Origin of the sequence: Sphingorhabdus sp. (assembly GCF_046596595.1) — a bacterium.
Taxonomy (GTDB): domain Bacteria; phylum Pseudomonadota; class Alphaproteobacteria; order Sphingomonadales; family Sphingomonadaceae; genus Sphingorhabdus_B.
Map to the genome: position 1 here is coordinate 1 of NZ_JBKJMB010000094.1, position 22,085 is coordinate 22,085.

General features: G+C 55.1%; 22 protein-coding genes, 1 tRNA gene and 1 pseudogene. 7 read left to right on the top strand and 17 right to left on the bottom strand.

Going from position 1 to position 22,085, the window contains the following annotated elements; genetic code table 11:
- Nucleotides 1–107: 107 nt before the first annotated feature.
- The 5 genes and pseudogenes from ACLL9E_RS09000 to ACLL9E_RS09020 form a co-directional block, all read right to left on the bottom strand.
- Nucleotides 108–184 (bottom strand) — tRNA-Arg (locus ACLL9E_RS09000).
- Nucleotides 185–219: 35 nt separating this feature from the next.
- Nucleotides 220–708 carry a DUF1178 family protein gene (locus ACLL9E_RS09005; protein ID WP_411291403.1) on the bottom strand — a complete coding sequence of 163 codons (489 nt, stop codon included), beginning with the start codon at nt 706–708 and terminating at the stop codon, nt 220–222.
- A complete protein-coding gene (gene grxC / locus ACLL9E_RS09010; RefSeq protein ID WP_411291404.1) occupies nt 708–977 on the bottom strand; it encodes a glutaredoxin 3 in 270 nt (89 codons plus the stop codon). Before grxC ends, ACLL9E_RS09005 begins: the two co-directional genes overlap by 1 nt.
- A gap of 32 nt (nt 978–1,009) precedes the next feature.
- Nucleotides 1,010–1,513, bottom strand: coding sequence for a ComF family protein (locus tag ACLL9E_RS09015; protein ID WP_411291445.1), 504 nt, complete (start codon nt 1,511–1,513; stop codon nt 1,010–1,012).
- A gap of 63 nt (nt 1,514–1,576) precedes the next feature.
- Nucleotides 1,577–1,774 (bottom strand): annotated as a pseudogene (locus tag ACLL9E_RS09020) (double zinc ribbon domain-containing protein); the annotation flags it as partial.
- Between ACLL9E_RS09020 and ACLL9E_RS09025 the strand changes: the two are divergent.
- A complete protein-coding gene (locus ACLL9E_RS09025) occupies nt 1,745–2,677 on the top strand; it encodes a class I SAM-dependent methyltransferase (protein ID WP_411291405.1) in 933 nt (310 codons plus the stop codon). The pseudogene ACLL9E_RS09020 and the gene ACLL9E_RS09025 sit on opposite strands and share 30 nt — an antisense overlap.
- On the opposite strand, the gene ACLL9E_RS09030 is transcribed toward ACLL9E_RS09025, so the two are convergent.
- On the bottom strand, nt 2,674–3,081 hold the full coding sequence (locus tag ACLL9E_RS09030) for a (deoxy)nucleoside triphosphate pyrophosphohydrolase (RefSeq protein ID WP_411291406.1): 408 nt from the start codon (nt 3,079–3,081) through the stop codon (nt 2,674–2,676). The two genes, ACLL9E_RS09025 and ACLL9E_RS09030, sit on opposite strands and share 4 nt — an antisense overlap.
- An 84-nt stretch (nt 3,082–3,165) precedes the next feature.
- Between ACLL9E_RS09030 and ACLL9E_RS09035 the strand changes: the two genes are divergently transcribed.
- From ACLL9E_RS09035 to ACLL9E_RS09045, 3 genes are all read left to right on the top strand, one after another.
- Nucleotides 3,166–3,342: a Flp family type IVb pilin gene (locus tag ACLL9E_RS09035; RefSeq protein ID WP_411291407.1), complete on the top strand. Its 177-nt coding sequence runs from the start codon at nt 3,166–3,168 to the stop codon at nt 3,340–3,342.
- Nucleotides 3,343–3,446: 104 nt separating this feature from the next.
- A complete protein-coding gene (locus ACLL9E_RS09040; protein WP_411291408.1) occupies nt 3,447–3,614 on the top strand; it encodes a Flp family type IVb pilin in 168 nt (55 codons plus the stop codon).
- Between the two features lie 285 nt (nt 3,615–3,899).
- Nucleotides 3,900–4,067 (top strand): Flp family type IVb pilin, encoded by a 168-nt coding sequence (locus tag ACLL9E_RS09045; protein WP_411291409.1) that lies wholly within the window; start codon nt 3,900–3,902, stop codon nt 4,065–4,067.
- A gap of 90 nt (nt 4,068–4,157) precedes the next feature.
- Here ACLL9E_RS09045 and ACLL9E_RS09050 read toward each other — a convergent pair whose 3' ends face one another.
- The 4 genes from ACLL9E_RS09050 to ACLL9E_RS09065 form a co-directional block, all read right to left on the bottom strand.
- Nucleotides 4,158–5,657, bottom strand: a complete 1,500-nt coding sequence (locus ACLL9E_RS09050) for a M48 family metalloprotease (RefSeq protein WP_411291410.1) — start codon at nt 5,655–5,657, stop codon at nt 4,158–4,160.
- Between the two features lie 100 nt (nt 5,658–5,757).
- Nucleotides 5,758–6,702 carry an acetyl-CoA carboxylase carboxyltransferase subunit alpha gene (locus tag ACLL9E_RS09055; protein ID WP_411291411.1) on the bottom strand — a complete coding sequence of 315 codons (945 nt, stop codon included), beginning with the start codon at nt 6,700–6,702 and terminating at the stop codon, nt 5,758–5,760.
- The gene (locus ACLL9E_RS09060) at nt 6,699–7,622 is read right to left on the bottom strand and encodes a tyrosine recombinase (RefSeq protein ID WP_411291442.1); all 924 of its coding nucleotides are present in this window, start codon (nt 7,620–7,622) and stop codon (nt 6,699–6,701) included. The genes ACLL9E_RS09055 and ACLL9E_RS09060 overlap by 4 nt, the downstream gene beginning before the upstream one ends.
- Before the next feature lie 33 nt (nt 7,623–7,655).
- Nucleotides 7,656–9,461, bottom strand: coding sequence for a hypothetical protein (locus ACLL9E_RS09065; protein WP_411291412.1), 1,806 nt, complete (start codon nt 9,459–9,461; stop codon nt 7,656–7,658).
- Between the two features lie 253 nt (nt 9,462–9,714).
- Between ACLL9E_RS09065 and ACLL9E_RS09070 the strand changes: the two genes are divergently transcribed.
- Both ACLL9E_RS09070 and aroB read left to right on the top strand, forming a co-directional pair.
- Complete coding sequence (locus tag ACLL9E_RS09070) at nt 9,715–10,278, top strand: shikimate kinase (RefSeq protein WP_411291413.1); 564 nt, start codon at nt 9,715–9,717, stop codon at nt 10,276–10,278.
- The gene (gene aroB, locus ACLL9E_RS09075) at nt 10,275–11,381 is read left to right on the top strand and encodes a 3-dehydroquinate synthase (protein ID WP_411291414.1); all 1,107 of its coding nucleotides are present in this window, start codon (nt 10,275–10,277) and stop codon (nt 11,379–11,381) included. The genes ACLL9E_RS09070 and aroB overlap by 4 nt, the downstream gene beginning before the upstream one ends.
- Here the strand turns inward: aroB and ACLL9E_RS09080 are convergent.
- The 4 genes from ACLL9E_RS09080 to radA form a co-directional block, all read right to left on the bottom strand.
- On the bottom strand, nt 11,372–13,159 hold the full coding sequence (locus tag ACLL9E_RS09080; RefSeq protein WP_411291415.1) for a monovalent cation:proton antiporter-2 (CPA2) family protein: 1,788 nt from the start codon (nt 13,157–13,159) through the stop codon (nt 11,372–11,374). The genes aroB and ACLL9E_RS09080 overlap by 10 nt on opposite strands.
- The gene (locus ACLL9E_RS09085) at nt 13,159–13,590 is read right to left on the bottom strand and encodes an iron-sulfur cluster assembly scaffold protein (protein WP_411291416.1); all 432 of its coding nucleotides are present in this window, start codon (nt 13,588–13,590) and stop codon (nt 13,159–13,161) included. Before ACLL9E_RS09085 ends, ACLL9E_RS09080 begins: the two co-directional genes overlap by 1 nt.
- On the bottom strand, nt 13,590–14,114 hold the full coding sequence (locus ACLL9E_RS09090) for a CvpA family protein (RefSeq protein ID WP_411291417.1): 525 nt from the start codon (nt 14,112–14,114) through the stop codon (nt 13,590–13,592). The genes ACLL9E_RS09085 and ACLL9E_RS09090 overlap by 1 nt, the downstream gene beginning before the upstream one ends.
- A 136-nt stretch (nt 14,115–14,250) precedes the next feature.
- Nucleotides 14,251–15,615: a DNA repair protein RadA gene (radA, locus tag ACLL9E_RS09095; RefSeq protein WP_411291418.1), complete on the bottom strand. Its 1,365-nt coding sequence runs from the start codon at nt 15,613–15,615 to the stop codon at nt 14,251–14,253.
- Between the two features lie 93 nt (nt 15,616–15,708).
- On the opposite strand from radA, the gene ACLL9E_RS09100 reads away from it, so the two are divergent.
- Entirely contained in the window at nt 15,709–18,045 is a 2,337-nt protein-coding gene (locus ACLL9E_RS09100) for a patatin-like protein (protein WP_411291443.1), read from the top strand.
- Between the two features lie 3 nt (nt 18,046–18,048).
- Here ACLL9E_RS09100 and ACLL9E_RS09105 read toward each other — a convergent pair whose 3' ends face one another.
- From ACLL9E_RS09105 to dnaK, 3 genes are all read right to left on the bottom strand, one after another.
- Nucleotides 18,049–18,912, bottom strand: a complete 864-nt coding sequence (locus tag ACLL9E_RS09105) for an MBL fold metallo-hydrolase (protein ID WP_411291419.1) — start codon at nt 18,910–18,912, stop codon at nt 18,049–18,051.
- A gap of 59 nt (nt 18,913–18,971) precedes the next feature.
- Nucleotides 18,972–20,096 carry a molecular chaperone DnaJ gene (gene dnaJ, locus ACLL9E_RS09110; RefSeq protein ID WP_411291420.1) on the bottom strand — a complete coding sequence of 375 codons (1,125 nt, stop codon included), beginning with the start codon at nt 20,094–20,096 and terminating at the stop codon, nt 18,972–18,974.
- Between the two features lie 66 nt (nt 20,097–20,162).
- Nucleotides 20,163–22,070 (bottom strand): molecular chaperone DnaK, encoded by a 1,908-nt coding sequence (gene dnaK / locus ACLL9E_RS09115; protein ID WP_411291421.1) that lies wholly within the window; start codon nt 22,068–22,070, stop codon nt 20,163–20,165.
- Between the last annotated feature and the right edge of the window lie 15 nt (nt 22,071–22,085).

Below are 22,085 nucleotides of genomic sequence, written 5' to 3' on the forward strand. Positions count from 1 at the left end.
CCATGTCACGACAAAAGATTGTAATTCACGGCCCAAAGGCGGCGCTGCCGAACGCTTTGCTTAGCGATAACGCTAATCCACCAGCGGTACGTACTTCTGTAAGTAAATGGTGCACCCAACTGGATTCGAACCAGTGGCCCCCAGATTAGGAATCTGATGCTCTATCCTGCTGAGCTATGGGTGCATCAACAGATGCCATAGCTGCCAACAATCTGGTGGTCAATTTTTTGAGGATGGCGGGACAACGGGAAACAATAAAGGAGCAACGGCGATACCTTCATCAAGCAACGCCTTTGCTTCGTCACTGCTGGTTTCGCCATGGATCTGACGATCCTGTTCTTCGCCATAATGCATGGCACGCGCGGTTTCGGCAAATTTGCCGCCCACCCATTGGGAGTTATCGAGCAATTCTGTCTGCGCGCGTGCAAGCTTTTGCACCAGCTCCGCCATTTTTGGGGGCAGGATCTCAGCGGGCGGCAAGTCGGCGACTGGATGAGACTCAACGGTGGAAATAGCGGGCAGAGTTGTTGACCGCTGATTGCCTTTTCGCGGCACGTTTGGCACCGAAAGAGCCTTTTTGACGATTTTGTCATCACAAAGGGGGCAGGCAAGCATCCCGTTTGAAGTTTGCGCATCGAAGTCTGACGATGACCCGAACCAGCCTTCGAACTGATGTCCGTTGCCGCAGTGCAGATCAAACGCAATCATTATGTTGAGCTAATGCCCAGCATATTGTCGAGTTTTCCCGAACTGTCGATCGCGCGCAAGTCGTCTGAACCGCCAATCGCTAGATCGTTGATAAAAATTTGCGGCACCGTCCGCGCGCCGGGGGAACGCGCAACCATCTCTGCGCGCTTTGCGCCGCCCGTCGACACATCATATTCGGTGTAACGAACGCCTTTGCTATCCAGAAGTTGCTTGGCCCGAACGCAATATGGGCATCCGAATTTGGTGTAGATTTCAACAGTTGCAGTCATACAATTGAAAATGGTGCTCACCGACGCGCAAGTCAAGAGTCCAGTGACATAAGTGGACTGTCCTGCACGCGGCCGCGTAATGCACGCGCCCAGCAGAAAATCTGCACCCAGCTTGCTTTATGACGTTTAAGCACCGACAGGCATCCGTCGCTGGTTGCGCCCGTCGTCAAGACGTCGTCGATTAAGATTATCCGGCGCCCGGCAAGGGCACTGTGCCACTTGGGATTAAGCGCAAATGCGCTGCCTACGGCTTTTTTGCGCCGTTTCAGATCAAGACCACGCATGCTTGGTGTGCGTTTCGTTCTGATCAGCATATCAGGCACAAACGTGATACCGCTCAAGGCCGACAGTTCTTTGCCAATCAAGGCTGACTGATTGAAACTGCGCGACCAGATCCGCGTCCAATGCAAGGGCACAGGCGTGATAATGACGTTGTCACGGTCCTCTGGCAAATGTCGCAAAAGCTGCTGCGCGATTATGGCGGCCAAACCAATTTTACCGCCATATTTTAAACGAAGGGCAACGTCCGCCGACACGTCGTCATATCTTACAGCAGCGCGGATGCCATCATGCCTCGGCGGCGATTTAAGGCAGGATGCGCAAGATGCATCGTCACCGCGGTCAAATTCAAATGGCGTCGCGCACTGGCGACACCAAGGCGGCCCTAAGAACTCAAGTTTTTGCCAACAGGAAAGGCAGAAGGGGCCGCCCGCTGACGTGATCGTGCCGCAGCAGGGGCAGCGTTCTGGCAGTACCCAGCCCAATATATGATGAAAAATGCGGCTGCCCCATGCCATATCGGGCTTGTCGGACAAAGCATCGGCCTGCACAAGGCGCAAATGGACAGCGAACTCAATCCACCCGAAATATTTGACCGCCGCCGTCGCCGTGCGATGCGTGAGCGCGCCGCGCGGCGAAGAGGCGACATGTTTCTGTGGAATCATATTGCACAAGACATTGCAGAGCGGCTGTCGGCGGTGACCCGCAATTTTGAGCATGCGCTGATTATCGGGCCTATCGGTCGATGGCATCAGCAAATTCTGCCGCCGGCGGTATCACGCACAATCGTGGCGCTTAGCCACGGCGAAGCCGAAAGAAGTGCACCTGCATCTTTGGAAGAGGACAAATTGACATTTGCATCCGGCAGCTTTGACCTGATCATTGCCGCCGGGACGTTAGATAGCGTCAACGATCTTCCCGGCGCGCTTATTCAGATTCGACATATCTTAAGACCAGACGGGCTTTTTCTTGGTCATATGTTTGGTGCCGGCTCACTGGGTACGCTGAAGTCCATATTTCTGGAGGCAGATGCCGCGCGTGTAACCCCGCACATGCATCCACAGATCGATTTGCGCAGCGCAGCTGACCTGCTCGTCCGCGCTGGTTTCGCCTTGCCCGTAGCCGATCAGGACCTTTTAGATATCAGCTACCGCGATTGGCGATCAATTGTCTCGGACTTACGCGATGCAGGTATTGGAAATGCACTCACTGGACCACGGCCATATCTGGGCAGGGATATTGCGGAGCGACTGGACGCGGCATTTGGAGTTCGCGCCGCCGCTGCCGGAACGGTCACAGAGCGCTTCGCGCATCTATATTTAAGCGGATGGGCTCCGTCGGAAAACCAACCTCGCCCTGCGAAACGAGGAAGCGCGCAAGTTTCGCTCGCTGACTTCCTGTCAAAGGACCAACCAGACTAAAATAGCTGAAGCTTGCGAACCAAAGGGTAATCTGCAGGCGGCATTGGCAAGGTCTCCATATCCTTTGGCATTACCCATCGGAGATCTGACGCAAATAAGGCAATAGGATTTCCTGTCCAGCGGACGCATCTGTATAGCAAAAGAACAAGATTTCGGTCAACCAGTGGTGCGCTGGCAAATGTCTCTGCGACCAGGTCTTGCACATCAAGAGTGATGCCAAGTTCCTCGTTTAGCTCCCTGACAAGAGCAATTTCGGGTGATTCGCCCTCATCAACCTTGCCGCCGGGAAATTCCCAGAGCCCCCCCATTTGCGAGTCATCGGGACGCTTTTGCAGGAGAATCTCGCCGCTCTCGTTGGTTAATGCGGCGGCAACCACAAATAATGTTGTCGGACTTTTTTCCATATTCTCTTCACGATGCAAGGTTTTGTTAACTTCTGTGTGTGATTTTCATCGTGCTCGCAACCTAGGAATGAAAAGGGACCAGAAATGTTGGAACTAATTCGCCGTATTGAAAAATGCGAACAGGGCGCGACGGCAGTAGAATATGGGTTGATAGTATCATTAATCGTTCTTGCGATGCTTAGTTCTCTTAGCAGCGTAGCCACTAGTACCACTCAAACGTGGAATGACGTCACGACTAAAGTTACTTCTAGTACAAGTTAAAAGGCAATTTAACGAAATATTAAAAATATCGACTTATTGTAATTTTGACGGTTTTTATCAATTAAACCGCCAGGGTGAATGAACAAAGAAACTGGAGACCGAACATGAAATCTTTTAAGAAAATCTTCAAGAACGAAGACGGCGCGACTGCAATTGAATATGGCTTGATTGCCGCTTTGATTGCTGTTGCAGCAATTACCGCAATGACCAGCCTCGGTACCAACTTGTCGGGCACCTTCAACAAGGTCAGCAATTCCGTCAAAACAACGTAAGACGGTTTGTAATAACGATAGCCGAAAGACTGCATAGGTTATCGGCGAAGCAAGGGCGGGAACTTCGGTTCCTGCCCTTTTTTATTAGGCAAATACATCCCAACTTTATCATATGCCGCAGGTTTAGCTGGTGGTTACGCCGCTTGGCAGTCGCGGTTGCACACCGCTGATGTGGTTCAATGTCTTTGATAATTAACGAAAATTACATTTTTCTAATTCATAAGCACCCTACTTTGCTTCGCAAACACGGTCCAGAAATTTTAGTCAAGTAACTGGAGACCTGAGATGAAGAATATTAAGAAAATCCGCAACAGCGAAGAGGGTGCAACTGCAATTGAATATGGCCTCATCGCCGCGTTGATTGCCGTCGCAGCAATCACTGCTATGACAAGCCTCGGCACCAACCTGTCTGGCACTTTTGATAAGATCAGCACAAATATAGTAACAAGCTAACAGACAGCTAATATCATCATAGTCGGCATATTATTGAGAGTTGCTGGCCGTAGAGCAAGGGCGGAGACCAATGGTCCCCGCCCTTTTCATTTAGTAAGTTACAATTTTCAGTTTCTGGCCCGGACGAACAGCGGCGTTGGATGACAACCCATTAAGCGCCATAAATCGTTCGGTTTGTAATGATGAATACGCCATGCGACCTGCAAGCGAATTAATCGTATCGCGCGGTCCTGCTGTTATAACGCGTAGTTTCCGCGGCTTTACCGCAGCTGCTTGCGCATTTGTCAAACGGGCCATGCTTGAAAACATCTGATCAAATGGATTCGCATTACCGGCAGTGATGGTTACGAAGTGATAGGCGGTGCCTTGTGCCCATTCATAGGCAAACACACTGATAACACGCTGTCCTTGCTGCGTATTTACGACTGCATTTGTATAAAAGGCCGGAATATTGTTGACGGTTGTGCGCCGTATTTCCTGGATCGGTATCGTCGCATTCTGGCCTGATACGGCCTTTAGCGCATTGGCCATATAGGCTTCCCGATTGCCGTCAAAGGCACCGGCAGTAAAAATCGCTTTGCCGCTGTTTCCGTTAATGGAAATAGCATCGCTGCCATTTTGAATACCGAAACCATTTGGTGCGGTGAATCGCATCTTGAGTTGCGGGTGAATAAACTCTTGTCCTTCAACCACACCCTGCGCAGGGTCGTCACCATAGAGCATGCCATCGATCGCAGCCAGATGCGCATCGGCGTTGCGGAACGTACTTACAGGGTAGCTTTTTGAGCGCGACGCAGCACGCGCAACACGGCGTGCCGGATCAGGGTGCGTACTTGCCCATTCGGGCACTCGTCCGTCGGTTAATCCGGCAACGCGGGTATCCACGCTGGTCTGTAACGCAAGGGAATTGAGCATCGAAGCTAACGCGCTTGGATCATATCCCGCTTTGCTAAGGTAGCGAATGCCGTAATCGTCCGCTTCTTCTTCCTGCGTACGCGAGTATTTAAGGGTAAACACCTGCGCCAGCGGACCTGCATATTGCTGTAACCCGCCGCCCACTGCGCCGAGCAATCCGCCCGCGTTTCCGAGGACCGAGCCCAATATGCTTCCGCCCACGCCCAATAAGCCAGCTAGCGTCGAATTGTTTTTGCGCTTTTCGCTATGACGCGCAGCGGTATGGCCGACCTCGTGCCCTAATACGCCTGCCATTTCGGCTTCGCTGTTGCTCAAGGCAACGAGCTGGCGCGTGATGTACACATAGCCACCGGGCAAGGCGAAGGCATTGTTTACCGAGGAGTTGAGCAGCGTCACGTTAAAATCGCTTTGCGCGTTCCCAAGCCCTGATTGCATCGCAATATTCTTGCCTACACGCACGACGTACGGGGTTTGTGGGCTTTGCATTGGCCCGCCAAATTCTTTTAAAATCTCTGCATTGAACTTTGCGCCTTCTGCCTTTTCTTTCGCAGTAAACGCCTTCGGAACGGCCGGAGCTTTGGTTCGCGACTGGGCATCGACAGGAGCGATGCCGCCAATTGCGGCCATTGCGATTAAAGCAGAACCCGCCGCCAGCAACGTTTTAGAAAAGCGCATATAATTCCTCCTTAAACACGGAAAACGCATTACGTTACATAATGTTTCCGGCTGTAGGGAAAAGCGATGCGTCACCGCGCATTTATTCCGCCTGAATGCTTTACGCGCCCATGGACAAAAACTTGGTCCGGCGTTGCTGACGCAGTTCCTTGGATGTGAAGGCCGACAACGCTTCAAGTTCCTCATCAATGGCTTTTCCAAGCGACGCTGCGGCCATCATGTGGTCACGATGCGCGCCACCCACAGGCTCCTTGACGATCCGGTCAATGATACGCAGCGCTTTCAGGTCATCGGCAGTCATCTTCATGGCCTGAGCCGCTTCAGCCGCCTTGTCGCCAGTGCGCCAAAGTATCGACGCACATCCTTCGGGTGAAATCACCGAATAGACCGCATATTGAAACATGAGCACACGGTCCGCAGCCGCAAGTGCCACGGCACCACCCGAACCGCCCTCACCCACAATGCAGGCGATCATGGGCACGCCAAGTGACAGGCATTTTTCCGTTGAGCGGGCAATCGCTTCGGCCTGTCCGCGCTCTTCGGCTTGAATACCTGGAAAAGCGCCCGATGTGTCAACCAGGCTGACGACGGCTATACCAAAGCGGTCCGCAAGCTCCATGAGGCGAATGGCTTTGCGATAGCCCTCCGGCTTTCCCATGCCGAAATTGTGGCGCAGGCGGCTTTGTGTATCGTCGCCCTTTTCGTGGCCGATCACCATGACCCGGCGTCCGTTTAGGCGGGCCAATCCGCCAATAATCGCCTGATCGTCGCCAAAGGCGCGATCACCAGCCAATGGTATGAAGTCTTCGAACATCGCTGCTACGAAATGTTTGAAATGCGGCCGTTCCGGGTGGCGCGCGACTTGTGTCTTTTGCCAAGCCGTCAGGTTGGCGTAAGTATCCGCAAGTTGCTTGTCAGCCTTGTCGCGCAGCTTTGCCAACTCGGCACCCACATCGACGTCACTGTCACGCGCTGCATCTTGCAATTCCAAGATGCGCGCTTCCAGCGCAGCAATCGGCTTTTCGAAGTCAAGATATACCATCATGCCTGCCGGTTAGAGCCTGAGGTGCGGCGGGTCAACGTGCGCGTAGCCAATGGGTGCCGACGATTGACCAGCTCGACAAGCCGGCTGCTGTCGACATGCGTGTAAATCTGCGTGGTTGCGATGTCGGCATGACCCAGCATCGACTGAAGCGCCCGTAAATTTGCGCCCCCTGCCAACAAATGCGTGGCAAAGGCATGGCGAAGGACGTGCGGACTGACTTTTGCCGGATCGAGGCCGGACACTGCGGCCAGTTCCTTGATAATCTGAAACAGCCGAATGCGGCTGATATGGCCGGCACGCGACGGAAATAGAAAGCGCGACTTTTCCGGAACAAAAGCCAGCCAAATGCTCACGGCTTGCCGTGCCCGATTTGAAATGGGCACCAACCGATCCTTATCGCCCTTTCCATTGACAATGATGAATGGTTTATCCGAAACAACCGCGTTGCGCGGCAACGCCACCAACTCGGTCGCCCGAAGTCCCGAACCATAAAGCATCTCGATCAAGGCCGATGCGCGAAAATCATTGGGCGCAGGTTCGGCCTTCTCCAGCTTCGCCTCTATTGTTTTGAACAGAAGATCGACCTCATCAGTATCAAGAATTTTCGGCAATGTGCGCGCCTGTACTGGCTTTGGAAGCGCTGCAGAGGGGTTATCTGCGCGAAAGCCCTCTTCATGCAAAAACCCGAAAAACCGCCGAAGCACGGACGACTTGCGCGCAACTGAGCTGTTGGCGAGCCCCCTCCAATTGCGCGACAAAGCTATCAGATGATCTGGCCCTGCATGTGCCAGCCTGCTCTGCACCAGAATGGAGGCAGACGTCAGGTCGCTGTTGTACGCCGAAATCGTGTTGGCGGCGACCCCCTGCTCGGCTGCCAACATTTCGAGAAAACGGTCGATCAGGTCACGGTCTGGCGACATCATGTCCGGCGAGCAGACACGATATCTGGAAAGTCACCCAAAGGTCACAGCCTCAGCGGCGATCATTCGAGCCTCGGCTTCGAGTCCCACCCGACGCAGCGAACGAACGATGTGATAGAGATGAAAAGCAGGCACAAGCGACCATGATGGGGCCTGCATGCCCGCGACTGCCATAAGCGCAACCGTGCCTTGTTCGCCACGCTCAGCTGCTGCTGTAATGGCCGTTGACCACGCTGTTTTCTGCGCAATATTAACCTTGAGATCAGTCCCAAATGCAGTTCGTGCGTCGGCGTCAATTCGGCCGAGCCCGGACAGTCCAGCAAGTAACAGCGCGGATTTATGGGCTTTTGCGCTGTCATCATTGCCGTAAAACTCATCAAGACTGCTGTTTTCGGCAGCTGCAACCTGGCCCGGGGCGCTTAAGGTTAGCAACGCCCAACCCACCGAACCATCTGGCACTATATTGATCCAGCGCGCAGCGGACCGATCCAGGCCTGCCGTCAGCATCGATGCAATCAACCCGTCCGCTGCCGCCACATGGTCAGCGTTGGGTTGGACCAAAGCCGCAGCTCGCGCGGTCATTACCAACGCCGCCTGATAATCAGCGCCCGCGGCTGCGGCAGTCCATAACGACGTCATGGCTGCAACCTTGGCGTTTGCCCCTGATGCGGTGTAGGCATTGCCAAGCGTCTCCGCCCGCGACCGAACCGCGTCGGGAGCATCCGGGTCTTCAAGGACCTGCGCATATAGGTCAACCATATCGCGGTTCGATAATATGCCAAGCGCGGCCGCACCCGGTGCATATTGGGCACGTATAGCCGGGCCAAACATCGGTAATTGTGCGCGCCAGCCATCGACCTGACGGCCTGTGTCTGCAAAAAGTGTTTGAGGTGGCTCAAGGCCCACAGCGGCGGCAAGGCCGAAGCGCCAAGGGTTCATTCCCTCGACCCCCTCCCATTCGATCTTGACCGAGCGGCGTCCGTTAATGCCTGCGCCAACAGCCTTTTCAGCGAGTAAATAATCGACCCCGCGAACCCAACCCTGATACCGGCCCTGATTGATGAACGCCGTTGCGCTGCCTTGTTCTCCCGCCAAGGACGCACAGATAGCACGCGACATTTTCCAGCGGCCATTATTGACCATGCGCACGCCACTTTCGGTCAACGGACACATTCCCGCAAGATCGCCATTGGCAAGATATGCCTGCATCGCGACCTCATGCAGGCGCTTTGTGTAGTTGCCACCATCGACTTGCTGCACCATGCCGCGCGCAACCACCGAATCGCCCATCCGCAAAAGCAACCAAGCGCGCTCTGCCGTCCAATCAGCGCCATTCACACCGTCTGGTGTGTTCGTACGACTCGCAAGTAGCCGCCGCGCCATGATGGTGCCCCAACGCGACGCAATTGGCCCGGACGTGCGTTCAACGACGTTTTTAACAAACACACCGTCAAGCGATCCGAAGGAGTCGGCAGGAAAGCCGCCCGCTGCCTCAGACATTATCCCGATAGCATCCAGCGACCGTCGCGCCGCCGGAGGGACATCATAACGGATAACCAATTCTTGCTCTTCTTCTTCGTCTTCCTCCTCGTCCGCTGCGCCATCTGTGTCAGCTACAGATCCGCTTTCAGCCCCAGCCGATGGCGGGGATGATACGCCCGGCGTTCCGGGCGCCGCAGGATCCGGTCTGCCCGGGGTCGTTGGCGGCGGAGGGGGCGGGTCGCCAAATCCCTCAGGAAGCAGGGATTCCGGGCCTTGCTGGCCAAGTGCTGGCAAGGATAATATCAAGACCAGGGCGCTAGCGACCAAGAGACCGCTTTTTGTAATTTTGTCAGTCAATGATGCGAACCTATTCTCATATTTGCGCGCTGCAATGCCGTAAGTTCCAATGCCAGCTGCCGCAAGAGCGGCAACCGATATCGCCAGAATAGCAAGCCTATGCCCTTTGCAGCAACAGATAGTAACCGCAAAAGACGTAATTCGCCATTATCGCTTCGGCCAGATATCGTAATAGGCTGCAATAGCGCAGAAATCCGGCAATGCGGCAAACCGCTTTCGGCTTAGGCTAAGGCGATATATAGGCAACGAGGTAATGGCTTCACAGCACCAACCACAAACGCCGGGAGACGGCAGGCATTCTGCTTTGGTCATTGACCGGCCCGTGGTGCTCGTTGGAATGATGGGTGTCGGCAAAACCAGCATCGGTAAGCGGCTTGCGGCCCGGCTTGGCTCAGACTTTGTGGATGCGGATGAAGAAATTGAAAAAGCGGCGGGCCTTTCGATTGCAGAAATATTCGAAAAATTTGGTGAGGAATATTTCCGCGACGGCGAAAGGCGCGTGATTGCGCGGCTCATTGACGGGTCACCTAAGGTCATCGCCACCGGCGGCGGCGCGTTCGTAAACCCGTCGACCCGCGCGCTTATACTGGAGAAGGCAACCTCAATCTGGCTGGACGCAGATATCAAGGTTCTGGCAGACCGGGTTTCACGGCGAAACCACCGTCCGCTGTTGAAAGGAAAAGACCCAATTGAGGTCCTGACCGAACTTGGCAAAGTCAGAAACCCATTATATGCCGCGGCAAACCTCCATATCCGAAGCGATACGTCGCCACATGTGCGAACTGTCGAAAACATTTTGAAGGCACTCGCCGCATGACTGTGATATCCGTTGACCTGTCCAACGCCCCCTATGACATCCATGTCCGGGCAGGTCTGCTGGCCGATGCAGGGCGATATCTTGAGCCATATGCGCGCGAAGGTCGCCTCTTGGTGGTCACTGACGAACATGTCGCGCATTTCGTTTTGCCTAAGTTCGAAGCTGCCCTTCGTGACGTTGGCGTTGCTTGTGCTGCCTTCACCCTGCCCGCGGGCGAGGCAGGCAAAAGCTGGTCTCAACTCGAACGGCTCACTGACTGGTTGCTTGAACATCATATCGAGAGAAATGATCATATCATCGCGCTTGGCGGCGGTGTGGTCGGGGATATCACTGGCTTTGCAGCCCATATTGTCAAACGCGGTTGCGCCTTTGTGCAAATTCCCACGACCTTGCTTGCCCAAGTGGACAGCAGCGTTGGGGGCAAAACCGCAATCAACAGCGCGGCAGGCAAAAATCTGGTGGGTGCGTTTCATCAACCCGCAATGGTGCTCATTGATCCCGATCTTTTGGAAACGCTGCCAACACGTCAGCTTGCCGCAGGCTTTGCCGAAGTCGTAAAATATGGCGTGATCGACGACGCCGGCTTTTTCAAATATTGTGAGGACAATCTCGACCGCTTTTTTGCTGGTGACCCTGATATCCGTGCCGAAGCCATCATACGCGCGGTGCAATCAAAGGCGCGGATTGTGGCGGCTGATGAAACCGAACGGACGGGCACAAGAGCGTTGCTAAATCTTGGTCATACCTTTGGCCATGCGCTGGAAGCGGACACGGGTTTTTCGGACAGACTGTTTCATGGCGAAGCGGTAGCAGCAGGGATAGCGCTGGCGCTGCGTTACTCGGTCAGGCTTGGTATTTGTGAAGCCAACGAAGCCCACAGGGTGTCACGGCTGTTGAAGCAAGCCGGCTTGCCGACAACGCTATCAGAAGCTGGTGTCACGGCAGATGGAGCGACATTGGTCGATTACATGCGGCATGACAAAAAGATGAGTGCGGGCACCTTGCCCTTTCTGCTGGCCCGGGGAATCGGCGAAACCTTCCTGTCAAAAGATGTATCGCTAGACGATGTCGCCACGTTTCTCGACCGCGAAGCTCAATCCTGAGCAATCAGGAAGTCATCTGAATCATCGCCGCCGAAACTATGCCGTTTTCCGGCGTGCATATCGCCGCTGGTGAATTGCGCATTTAATCTGTTGCGATCACGACGCCGAAATTCTGCTATGATGTCGTGAATGGCCGCGCGATCAGTTCCGAAGAATTTAAGCGCATCCGCCGACATGCGGATCGAAGACTCAAACACCTCACGCATGATGCTTATGCCGTCATCCTCCATCAATTTTAGCGCCTGTTGACGGTCAAAGGCCCGGACGAACAATTTTGTTCGCGGAAATGTCTCGCGCACGGGCATCAGCGACTCTGCGGTCATGTAGCGGTCATCGATGCAGAAAAATATCGCCTGCGCATCTTCGCCGCCCGCACGCTGCAACAAATCGACGCGTGTTCCGTCGCCGTAAAACACTTTAAAGCCAAAATCGCCGCTTCGGTCGATAGTCTGCGGGTTAATGTCAATAAGCGTGACCGAGCGCCCTGCTGCTTGCATGATCTGCGATACCTGCTGCCCAAACCGGCCATGCCCCACAATGATCACATTGGCTTGCGAAGCCAGTTCCGGGTCATCAAGCTGCACATCATCCTTGCCCTTGCGCGCGGCAAGCTTGCCCGCAAGGATCATGAGGAATGGGGTTGAAGCCATCGACAACGTCACCACCGCGCCGAACAGGCTCGCTGCTTCGGGTTCAATGAGCAGAGCACCCTGCGCCGCAGCGAACAGCACGAAAGCAAATTCGCCGCCCTGGCTCAAAAGCATCGCCATGATGATCGACGGATTGTTCTTTAATCCAAACACCCGGCCAAGCGCGTAAATGACCGCGATTTTTACGATGACAAGTGCAAGTGCTAACCCTGCGACTAACAACGGCTGGGCCAGAATGACATCGACGTCGAGAAGCATCCCGACGGCCAAGAAAAACAGACCAAGCAAGATTGAACGAAAGGGGTCAATATCCGCCTCCAGCTCATGCCGATAAGGTGATTCCGCTAGCATAACGCCCGCCACAAATGCGCCCAGCGCAGGTGATACGCCAATCGCCTGCATCACCGCCGCACTAAGGCAGACCGTGAATAGCCCCGTCACAATAAACAATTCGCGCTCGGAAATCTTGCCGACGAGCCGCAACAATGGCGACAATAAATAGCGCCCGGCCAGCACCAGACCGACAATCGCCACGACCGCATACAGTGCGAGGTACCAACCGCTTATCGCGCCTTCCTCCGCTGGTGCGCGCGACAATGCGGCTACGATGGTGAGCAAAGGAACAATGGAAATGTCCTGAAACAGAAGGATCGAAAAACTTTTTTCGCCATAATCTGTTTTTATGCGGCCGCGTGATTGCAGCAAAGGCAGCACCTGCGCGGTGGATGACAAGGCCAGCGGCAGGCCAAGCACCAACGCAGCCTCCCAGCTAAAATTAGGTACGGCTAAACGGATCACGGCGAACATGCCGAATCCGCACAGGATAACCTGCAATGGGCCAAATAACAGGATGTCCCGCCGTAACAGCCATAGCCTGCTGGGTGACAATTCAAGTCCAACGAGGAACAACAGCAGAATGATACCAATTTCGGAATACGCCAAAATTGTCTCGGGCGCGCCAATCAGGCCAAGCCCGTCGGGACCGATGACGATGCCCGCGACCAGATAGCCCAAGACGGCACCCAGACCCAGCTTTCGGAAGATGAGCACGGCAACAAGCGCTGCGCCCAGAAGCACCACTCCGCCAAGCATCACATCTGCAACGAGGTGGTGCGACGCTTCTTCCATCACATTTCCGCTTTTACAAATTTGGTGGCAGCAAGGATTGCATCATAAGGCAGCAAAATCGCCGCGTGGCGCGACGGGTAGTCGCACGCTGCCGACAGCAAGCCCAATTCAGGCCAGCAGGACGGCATCTCACCTTCGCGCTTGAGCGCCATTGCGACGCTTTCCCGCAATGCCTTCATCTCTGACAAAGCAAGGCCAACCGCATTGTCTTGTAGAATAGCGGCAGAAGCCTGTCCAAGCGCGCATGCGTTGGCGCGCAGCGCAAGTTGCTTTATCCGGCCATTTTCGTCGGTGACAATATCCGCCTGAATTCTGCTACCGCATAGGGGAGATCGCACCTCAGCAGTGCCATCTGCGTCCTGAAGCCTGTGGTTGGCGACGAGCGCCGATGCCAGCCGCAAAATGTCCCGGTTGTAAAGCGCAGAGTCCATCAGTCCGCCGTTTCCGCAGCATCTTTGCTTGCCGCACGTTGCGCACGAACGAATTCCGACATGGCATCGCCGCTGGCATTCAACAAGGGATAGGTCCGCGATGTCGTCATCCATTCAGGCCTTCCCTCATCCGCACCGAAAACGACGTCATACCCCATGACAATAAGCAAGAATATCAGGGTCGCAATAATCAACCCCTTAACCATGCCAAAGCCAAAGCCAAGCACCCGGTCGATGGGCCCAAGCACCGATTTACGCGATTTGGCTCCAAGTGATTTTGAAATCCATTTCCCAAGCGCAAAAATTACGATGACTATTGATAAAAATGCAAGAACAGCAGCGCCGGACTCGGACCCTATAGCCTCTGCCAAGGCAGCCGTTGCCGGTGCATGCAGCACCCAAACAGCAACGATAATCAGCACCCACGCGACCATTGAGAGCGCTTCTTGCACAAAGCCGCGCAAAAAACCTGCTACGGCACCGCCGCCAAGCAGGAACAGGACAATAATATCAAGTGCGGTCATCTGTTCTTGCTGCCCCAATTACCCCAAGCGCGTCTCCATAGCATTGGGAACGCGCAGAATTCCAATGCACTGCCGGATTCGCCGTGTCAGGGTGCTTTTTCAAGCTCTCATCCGCTGACGCTGTCTCAAAGTGGATTTAGGGCCGTCCCAGCATATGGTCAACGAGATTGGCAAGCGTGCGGAATTCCTGCGTTGAAATACCCGCCTGCCCTTTGACCGAAGGTGGTACCAGCGCCCGGCTAAATCCCAGCTTTGCCGACTCTTTCAACCGCAAGGCGCCATGTGCTACCGGGCGGACCTCGCCGGACAAGGCAACTTCGCCGAATAAAACAGCATCGGATGGCAAAGGTCGCTCGGCCAACGCCGAAACTAATGCAGCCGCCACGGCTAGATCGGCTGCGGGGTCGGAAATGCGATATCCGCCAGCAATGTTGAGATATACCTCAGCCGTCGAGAAGCTTAAGCCGCACCGCGCCTCGAGCACCGCCAATATCATCGCAAGCCGGCCGCTGTCCCATCCGACGACGGCGCGGCGCGGTGTTGCTCCGCTGGACAGCCGAACCGTCAGTGCCTGAATTTCGACGAGCACGGGGCGGGTTCCTTCAAGCGCCGGGAACACCGTCGCTCCGGTCACCTGCTCGGCACGGTCGGTCAGGAACAGCGCGCTTGGGTTACCAACCTCGGTCAGCCCATCTTCAACCATTGCAAACACACCGATCTCATCGGTACCGCCAAAGCGGTTTTTGGACGCACGCAAAATTCGATATTGGTGGCTGCGCTCGCCTTCGAATGACAAAACGGTGTCCACCATATGCTCAAGCACGCGTGGACCAGCAATCGTGCCATCTTTCGTGACGTGACCCACGAGCATCAGCGCAGTGCCGCGTTCCTTGGCAAAACGAATAAGCTCCTGCGCCGACGCCCGCACCTGGCTGACGGTGCCCGGTGCGCCCTCAATCAGATCGCTGTGCATGGTCTGGATTGAATCGATGACCAGCAATGCAGGCGGCGCGCCCTGCCCCATCGTGGTCAATATGTCGCGCACTGACGTCGCAGCGGCCAATTGCACCGGCGCGTCGCCAAGCCCAAGCCTGCGGGCACGCAGCCGCACTTGATCGACCGCCTCCTCGCCCGAAATGTAGGCTACTGACAGGCCGCGCCGTGCCAGATTGGCTGCTGCCTGCAACAATAAAGTCGATTTCCCGATACCAGGATCCCCGCCAAGCAAAGTGGCAGACCCCGGTACAAGACCACCGCCCAACGCACGGTCAAATTCGGATATGCCCGTCGAGGCACGATCCGGAAGCTTGATGTCGGAGTTCAATCCAGACAGCTCAACCGCACGGCCTCCGGAATGCAAATGATGCTTCAGTTCAAACACTGTGGCGCTGGCTTCTTCGGCCAACGTGTTCCATTCGCCGCAATCGTCGCACTGCCCTTGCCAGCGATTTGATTCCGATCCGCAGGCCTGACAGACATATTTACGCTTCGCTTTTGCCATAAACGAGAGTTAGCAGAACATATCAAGAACTCAAGAAATAATAAGCAGATATCGCGGCTTGCGTGTGCGGTGGCGTAATGCCACACCCTGATGATGCGGGAAAAAGAACTCAGGCTGGCGCTCATTTGCTATGGCGGGGTCAGCCTCGCCATTTACATGCATGGGGTCACGCGCGAGATCTGGCACATATTGCGCTCCAGCCGCGCCTTCCACGACGGCACCCCGCCAAATCGCAGCAGCGAAGCAGTATATCACGACCTGCTTGCGGAAATGTCACGAGTCAGTGGCATTAAGCTCCGCGTGCTAACTGACATCATTGCTGGGTCCAGCGCGGGCGGAATAAATGGCATTTTTTTGTCGCAAGCGATCGTCACCGGCCAATCGCTTGAGCCGTTGACTGATATGTGGCTGGAGATGGCGGATGTCGATGTCCTGCTTGATCCCGACGCCCGCCCACTTTCGCGCTTCTCCAAATTTTGGGCAACACCAATTGCTTGGATGATATTGCGGCGACGCGGCGGGGCGGTCGAGCGCACGGTTGCAAAGGAAGCGCAGGAAGAAGTCGCGACAAAGCTGTCACGTTTTGTGCGCGCCCGCTGGTTTGCGCCGCCCTTTGGCGGCAATGTGTTTTCCAAACTGTTGCTCGACGCGCTGAATGCGATGGCGGCAAGCAAGCCCCAGCCGCCTCTTTTACCAACGAACCAGCCGCTGGATTTGTTTGTAACGGTGACCGACTTCAACGGGCATGATCAGGTGCTCCGCCTCAATAGCCCGGAAGAAGTCACCGAATCCGAACATCGCCTGACGGTGGATTTTTCAACACGCGGACGCACCGACCTTGCCGAAATTGCGGAGCTGATATTCGCGGCGCGCGCAACGGCCAGCTTTCCGGGGGCATTTCCGCCATTTTCGGTCCGGGAACTCGACCGGTTGCTTCAACGCGAAGCGATACCTTGGCTTGGGCGCAATGCATTTTTGAAACGCATTTTGCCGCAGCAATTTGCCGTAGGTGCGGCCGAAGACGTCATGCTCATCGACGGCTCAGTCCTGGCCAATGCACCATTTAACCAAGCGATCGCAGCCTTGCGTAACCGCCCGGCTCGCCGCGAAGTCGACCGGCGCTTTGTCTACATAGACCCCAAGCCAGGCCGACCAAGTTTCCGTTTTGGCAGGCGCAATGCAGACGGCAGCGCTGATATGCCGCGTAAACCGCCAGGGTTTTTCGCAACCATATTGGGCGCGACGTCGAATATTCCGCGCGAACAGCCGATCCGCGACAGTCTTGAAAAGATTACCGGCCGTTCGGAGCGGATTGAGCGGATGCGGCGCGTCATCGACAGCTTGCGTAACGAGGTTGAAACCACGGTCGAAACGATGCTTGGCAAGACATGGTTTCTGAGCCAGCCGACTGCCAGCCGGATGCAAAAATGGCAGCAATCCGCCCAAGAAAAAGCGATAGTGGCCGCCGGATTTAGCTACCGCGCTTACAGCCACCTGAAGATTGCAGGCGTCGTTGACGACATTATCGCAACTGCCCGGCGAAGCCTGCCAGAAGTATCGCGCGAATTTTTCCGCGACCTTCGCGCTGCGCTTTGGACCGAAATCCTTGCGCGCGGCCTCGACAATTTGACGCAGCAAAATGGAAAGGAAAAAGCGCGTCAGGCAGCGTTTTTCAGAGCACATGACTTGCGTTTTCGCATTCGGCGGCTGCGGTTCCTCGCGCGACATTTGACCGAACAAGTCGAAAATATTTTTGATGTGCCCGGCGAAACCATAACGCAGATGCGCGATGCGATTTACAAATGCCTCGCCCTGTTTCTGGACCTTGAAACAGCCGAAGTTTTAGGGGCTGACTTCGCCCTGGCTGCAAAGCAAGGCGTCAGTAATCCAGCCGGTCTCATGGACCATCTTGCCGCTCAGCGCGATCTGGTTCGCACCGATGGCCAAGTGGACAAGATCCTCTGCCAGGCGCTGCTCACCCTGCCCTTGGAGGCACGGCGGGCCATGCTGCTTGGGTATCTTGGCTATCCGCTTTATGACATCGCCACATTGCCCTTGTTACAGGATGAGGGATTTGACGAATTCGACCCTGTGAAAGTGGATCGCATTTCGCCCGAAGACTGTGATTCAATCCGCAAGGGTGGCGCGGCCACGACATTAAAGGGCATCGAATTTAACAATTTCGGGGCGTTCTTCAGCCGTTCCTACCGCGAGAATGATTATCTATGGGGGCGCCTGCACGGTGCGGAGCGGCTCATCGACATTATAGTGTCGTCGATGCCGCCGGGGCATGAATTTGGTTATGACCGGGTGGAGAGTTATAAACGGCTCGCGTTTAACGCCATATTGGACGAGGAGCAGGATAGGCTCACGCATATCCAGCCCCTCATAAATTCGCTTCGCACCGAGATCGATCAGCGCAAAATCTGACGCTTATTTCACCATATTAAAAACAGTTTCGACAAAACGATCGGCGGTAATGAAACCATCCGCTTTTACGCCATAACCGTCCGCTGGCCGGTCTGCCTTGATTTGCTCAAGCGTTTTGCCAGCCTTGATGCCGGTTTCAATCTTGGCAACAATTTCGGACACCATGTTGCGATATTGCTGCAAATCCGCCTTTGAGGCCATTGCACCATGGCCCGGAATAATCTTGGTCTGATCATCCGCAATTGCGAGTACTTTATCTGCGGCTGCAATAACGCCGCGGACATCGCCGCCACTGCTTGCGTCGACAAATGGGAAGCTCATGCGCAGAAAGAACAGGTCACCCATATGAATGACGTTTGACTTGGTCCAATGGACGATTGAGTCACCATCGGTGTGGCCCGCCGGCATGTGAATAACGCGCACTTCTTCGCCATTCAGATGCAGCTTAAGACCATCTGCGTAAGTCACCACCGGAAGCGCCACCTTTGCGCTGGGCTTTTGATCGCCCTGACCCGCTGCCATACGCACGCGCACATTATCGTGCGCCATTATTACCGCGCCCGCCTTACCAAGATTTTCATTCCCGCCGGTATGGTCATAATGCCAGTGGGTGTTGACCAAAAACTTGACCGGTTGAGCGCCAAGCGTGGAAACGGCGGTCTGAATTTTCTCGGTCAGCGGGGCGAACTGGTCATCGATCAGGATCGTACCATCTTCGCCGTAGGAAACACCAATGTTGCCGCCAGCGCCAAACAGCACAGCCACGCCCGGCGCGACCTGTTCGGACTTGATTTCAACTTTGGAAAGATCCTGAGCAAGCACAGGACCGGAAACAATAAGCGCAGCCGATGCCAATAAATGACGCATAAAGAAACTCCTTTGACACAAGTTATTAATACTAAAACCGCGCTTGGCCAGCGACCCGTTTAATCGGTGATGCCTTCCCAAATGCCCTTGAGCTTATCGAAAAATCCGGTCGACTGAGGACATTCTTCACCTGTTTCGGTTTCACGGAACTCGCGGAGAATTTCCTTTTGACGTGCTGATAGCTTTGACGGCGTTTCCACATCGATCTGAATGACCATGTCACCCCGGCCGCGCCCTTGCAGGACCGGCATCCCGGCCCCGCGCTGACGAAGCTGTTTGCCCGACTGTATGCCCTCTGGAACGACAATCATATGCTCCGCCCCATCAAGACCCGGGATACGGATTTCGCCTCCCAGCGCGGCTGTGGTGAAGCTTACAGGGGCACGGCAAAACAATGTTGTGCCATCGCGCTCGAAAACTTTGTGCCGCGACAGATGAATGAAGATGTACAGATCACCCGCAGCCGCCCCATAAGGTCCAGCCTCACCTTTGCCGGCAACGCGAATACGCGTGCCTTCGTCTACACCCGGCGGGATGTTGACGGCAATGGTCTTGCGTTCATCAACCCGGCCTTCGCCGCCACACACACGGCATGGGTCTTCAATAACTTCGCCCCGGCCATGGCAGGTCGGACAGGTGCGTTCTACAACGAAGAAGCCTTGCTGTGCGCGCACCTTGCCGTGACCTGCGCACAGGTTGCAACGACGCTTGCCTGATCCCGGCGTCGCGCCACTGCCTGCACATGTGCCACAAGCTGTTGCGACGTCGATGGTAATTTCGGCGTCCTTGCCGTGGAACGCCTCGTCGAGCGATATTTCGAGATCATAACGCAAGTCGGCACCGCGTGCAGGTCCACGCTGGCGTCCACCAAAGGCGTCACCGAAAAAGCTTTCGAAGATATCGGAGAAATCTCCAAAGCCAGCGCCGCCCTGACCGCCCCCGCCCATGCCGCCATTTTCAAACGCAGCCTTGCCAAAACGGTCGTACGCCGCGCGCTTTTGCGGATCTTTCAGAACATCATAGGCCTGGCTAATCGCCTTGAACTTGGCCTCGGATTTTTCGCAGCCGGGATTTCGGTCGGGATGGCATTCCATCGCGATCCGGCGATAAGCAGTTTTCAGCGTCTTTTCGTCCGCTGTCCGCTCGACTTCCAATAATTCATAATAATCAATGTCGAGATTCATGACTGAGTACCCCCGGCTTCCCGACCGTCGCTGCGTTTCGGTTGCGACGGTCGGAAATTTTTAACATCAGTCTTTCTTGTCGTCTTCGACTTCGGAGAATTCGGCATCGACAACATTGTCGTCGGCTGGCGCTTCTTCCGATGCTGCACCTGCCGATGCTCCGGCAGCCTGCTCTTCCTTGTAGATCGCTTCGCCAAGCTTCATCGCAACCTGGGCCAAGGCAGTTGCCTTTTCCTTCATGGCTTCGGCATCGCCGCCTTCGATCGCAGTCTTGGTTTCAGCTACCGCCGCTTCAATTTCGCCCTTCAAAGCCGCATCAATTTTGCTGCCATGCTCTTCAAGCTGCTTCTCGGTGGTGTGGACAAGGCTTTCAGCGTTGTTCTTTGCCTCGGCCGCCTCACGACGCTTCTTGTCTTCTTCGGCAAAGGCTTCGGCATCACGGACCATCTGGTCAATATCCGCATCTGACAAACCGCCTGATGCCTGAATCTTGATCTGCTGTTCCTTGCCAGTGCCTTTGTCCTTGGCGGTCACGCTAACGAGGCCGTTGGCATCGATGTCGAATGTGACCTCAACCTGCGGAACGCCGCGCGGTGCTGGCGGAATACCAACAAGGTCGAAATTGCCGAGCAGCTTGTTATCCGCAGCCATCTCGCGCTCACCTTGGAATACGCGAATAGTCACGGCGTTCTGGTTGTCTTCAGCGGTCGAATAGACCTGGCTCTTCTTCGTTGGAATGGTCGTGTTGCGGTCAATCATGCGCGTGAACACGCCGCCCAGTGTTTCGATACCCAATGACAATGGCGTCACGTCAAGCAACAGCACGTCCTTGACGTCGCCCTGCAACACGCCCGCCTGGATGGCTGCGCCCATGGCGACAACTTCATCCGGATTGACGCCCGTATGGGGTTCCTTGCCAAAGAAGTTTTTCACAACGTCGCGTACCTTTGGCATGCGGGTCATACCGCCGACCATCACCACTTCATCAATGGCATCAGATTTAAGTCCGGCATCGGCCAAAGCCTTTTTGCAGGGCTCAAGCGTACGCTTGATCAAATCGTCGACCAGTTTTTCAAGGTCGGCGCGCGTAATCGTTTTCACCAAGTGCTTCGGACCATTTTGATCCGCAGTAATGAACGGCAAATTGACTTCAGTCGTCTGCGTCGACGACAGTTCAATCTTTGCCTTCTCAGCGGCTTCCTTCAAACGTTGCAGCGCCAGTTTGTCCTTGGTCAGGTCAATGCCTTCGGCCTTGTTGAAATCGGCTGCCAGATGTTCGACCAGAACGCTGTCGAAGTCTTCACCGCCAAGGAATGTGTCGCCGTTGGTCGATTTCACTTCGAACACGCCGTCGCCAACTTCGAGGATCGAGATGTCAAACGTACCGCCGCCAAGGTCATAGACCGCGATGGTTTTATTTTCGTCCTTATCCATGCCGTATGCCAATGCGGCAGCAGTCGGCTCGTTGATGATCCGCAACACTTCAAGTCCGGCAATCTGGCCGGCATCCTTCGTTGCCTGACGCTGCGCGTCATTGAAATAGGCTGGAACGGTGATGACCGCTTGGGTGACCGTTTCGCCCAAATAGGCTTCGGCCGTCTCTTTCATCTTTTGCAGGATGAATGCCGAAATTTGCGATGGCGAATATTCTTCGCCGCCTGCCTTAACCCACGCATCGCCGGTCTTGCCCTTGACGATGCCATAGGGGACGAGGCCCATGTCCTTCTTGGTCATAGGGTCATCAAAGCGGCGACCGATGAGGCGCTTTACCGCGTAAATTGTGCTTTCTGGATTTGTAACCGCTTGGCGCTTTGCAGGTTGACCGATGAGCCGCTCGCCGTCTTTAGCAAAGGCCACAATTGACGGCGTGGTCCGCGCGCCTTCTGCATTCTCAATGACCTTGGGCTTGCCGCCGTCCATAACCGCAACGCAGCTGTTTGTCGTGCCCAAGTCGATACCAATAACTTTAGCCATAAAAACTTACCCCGA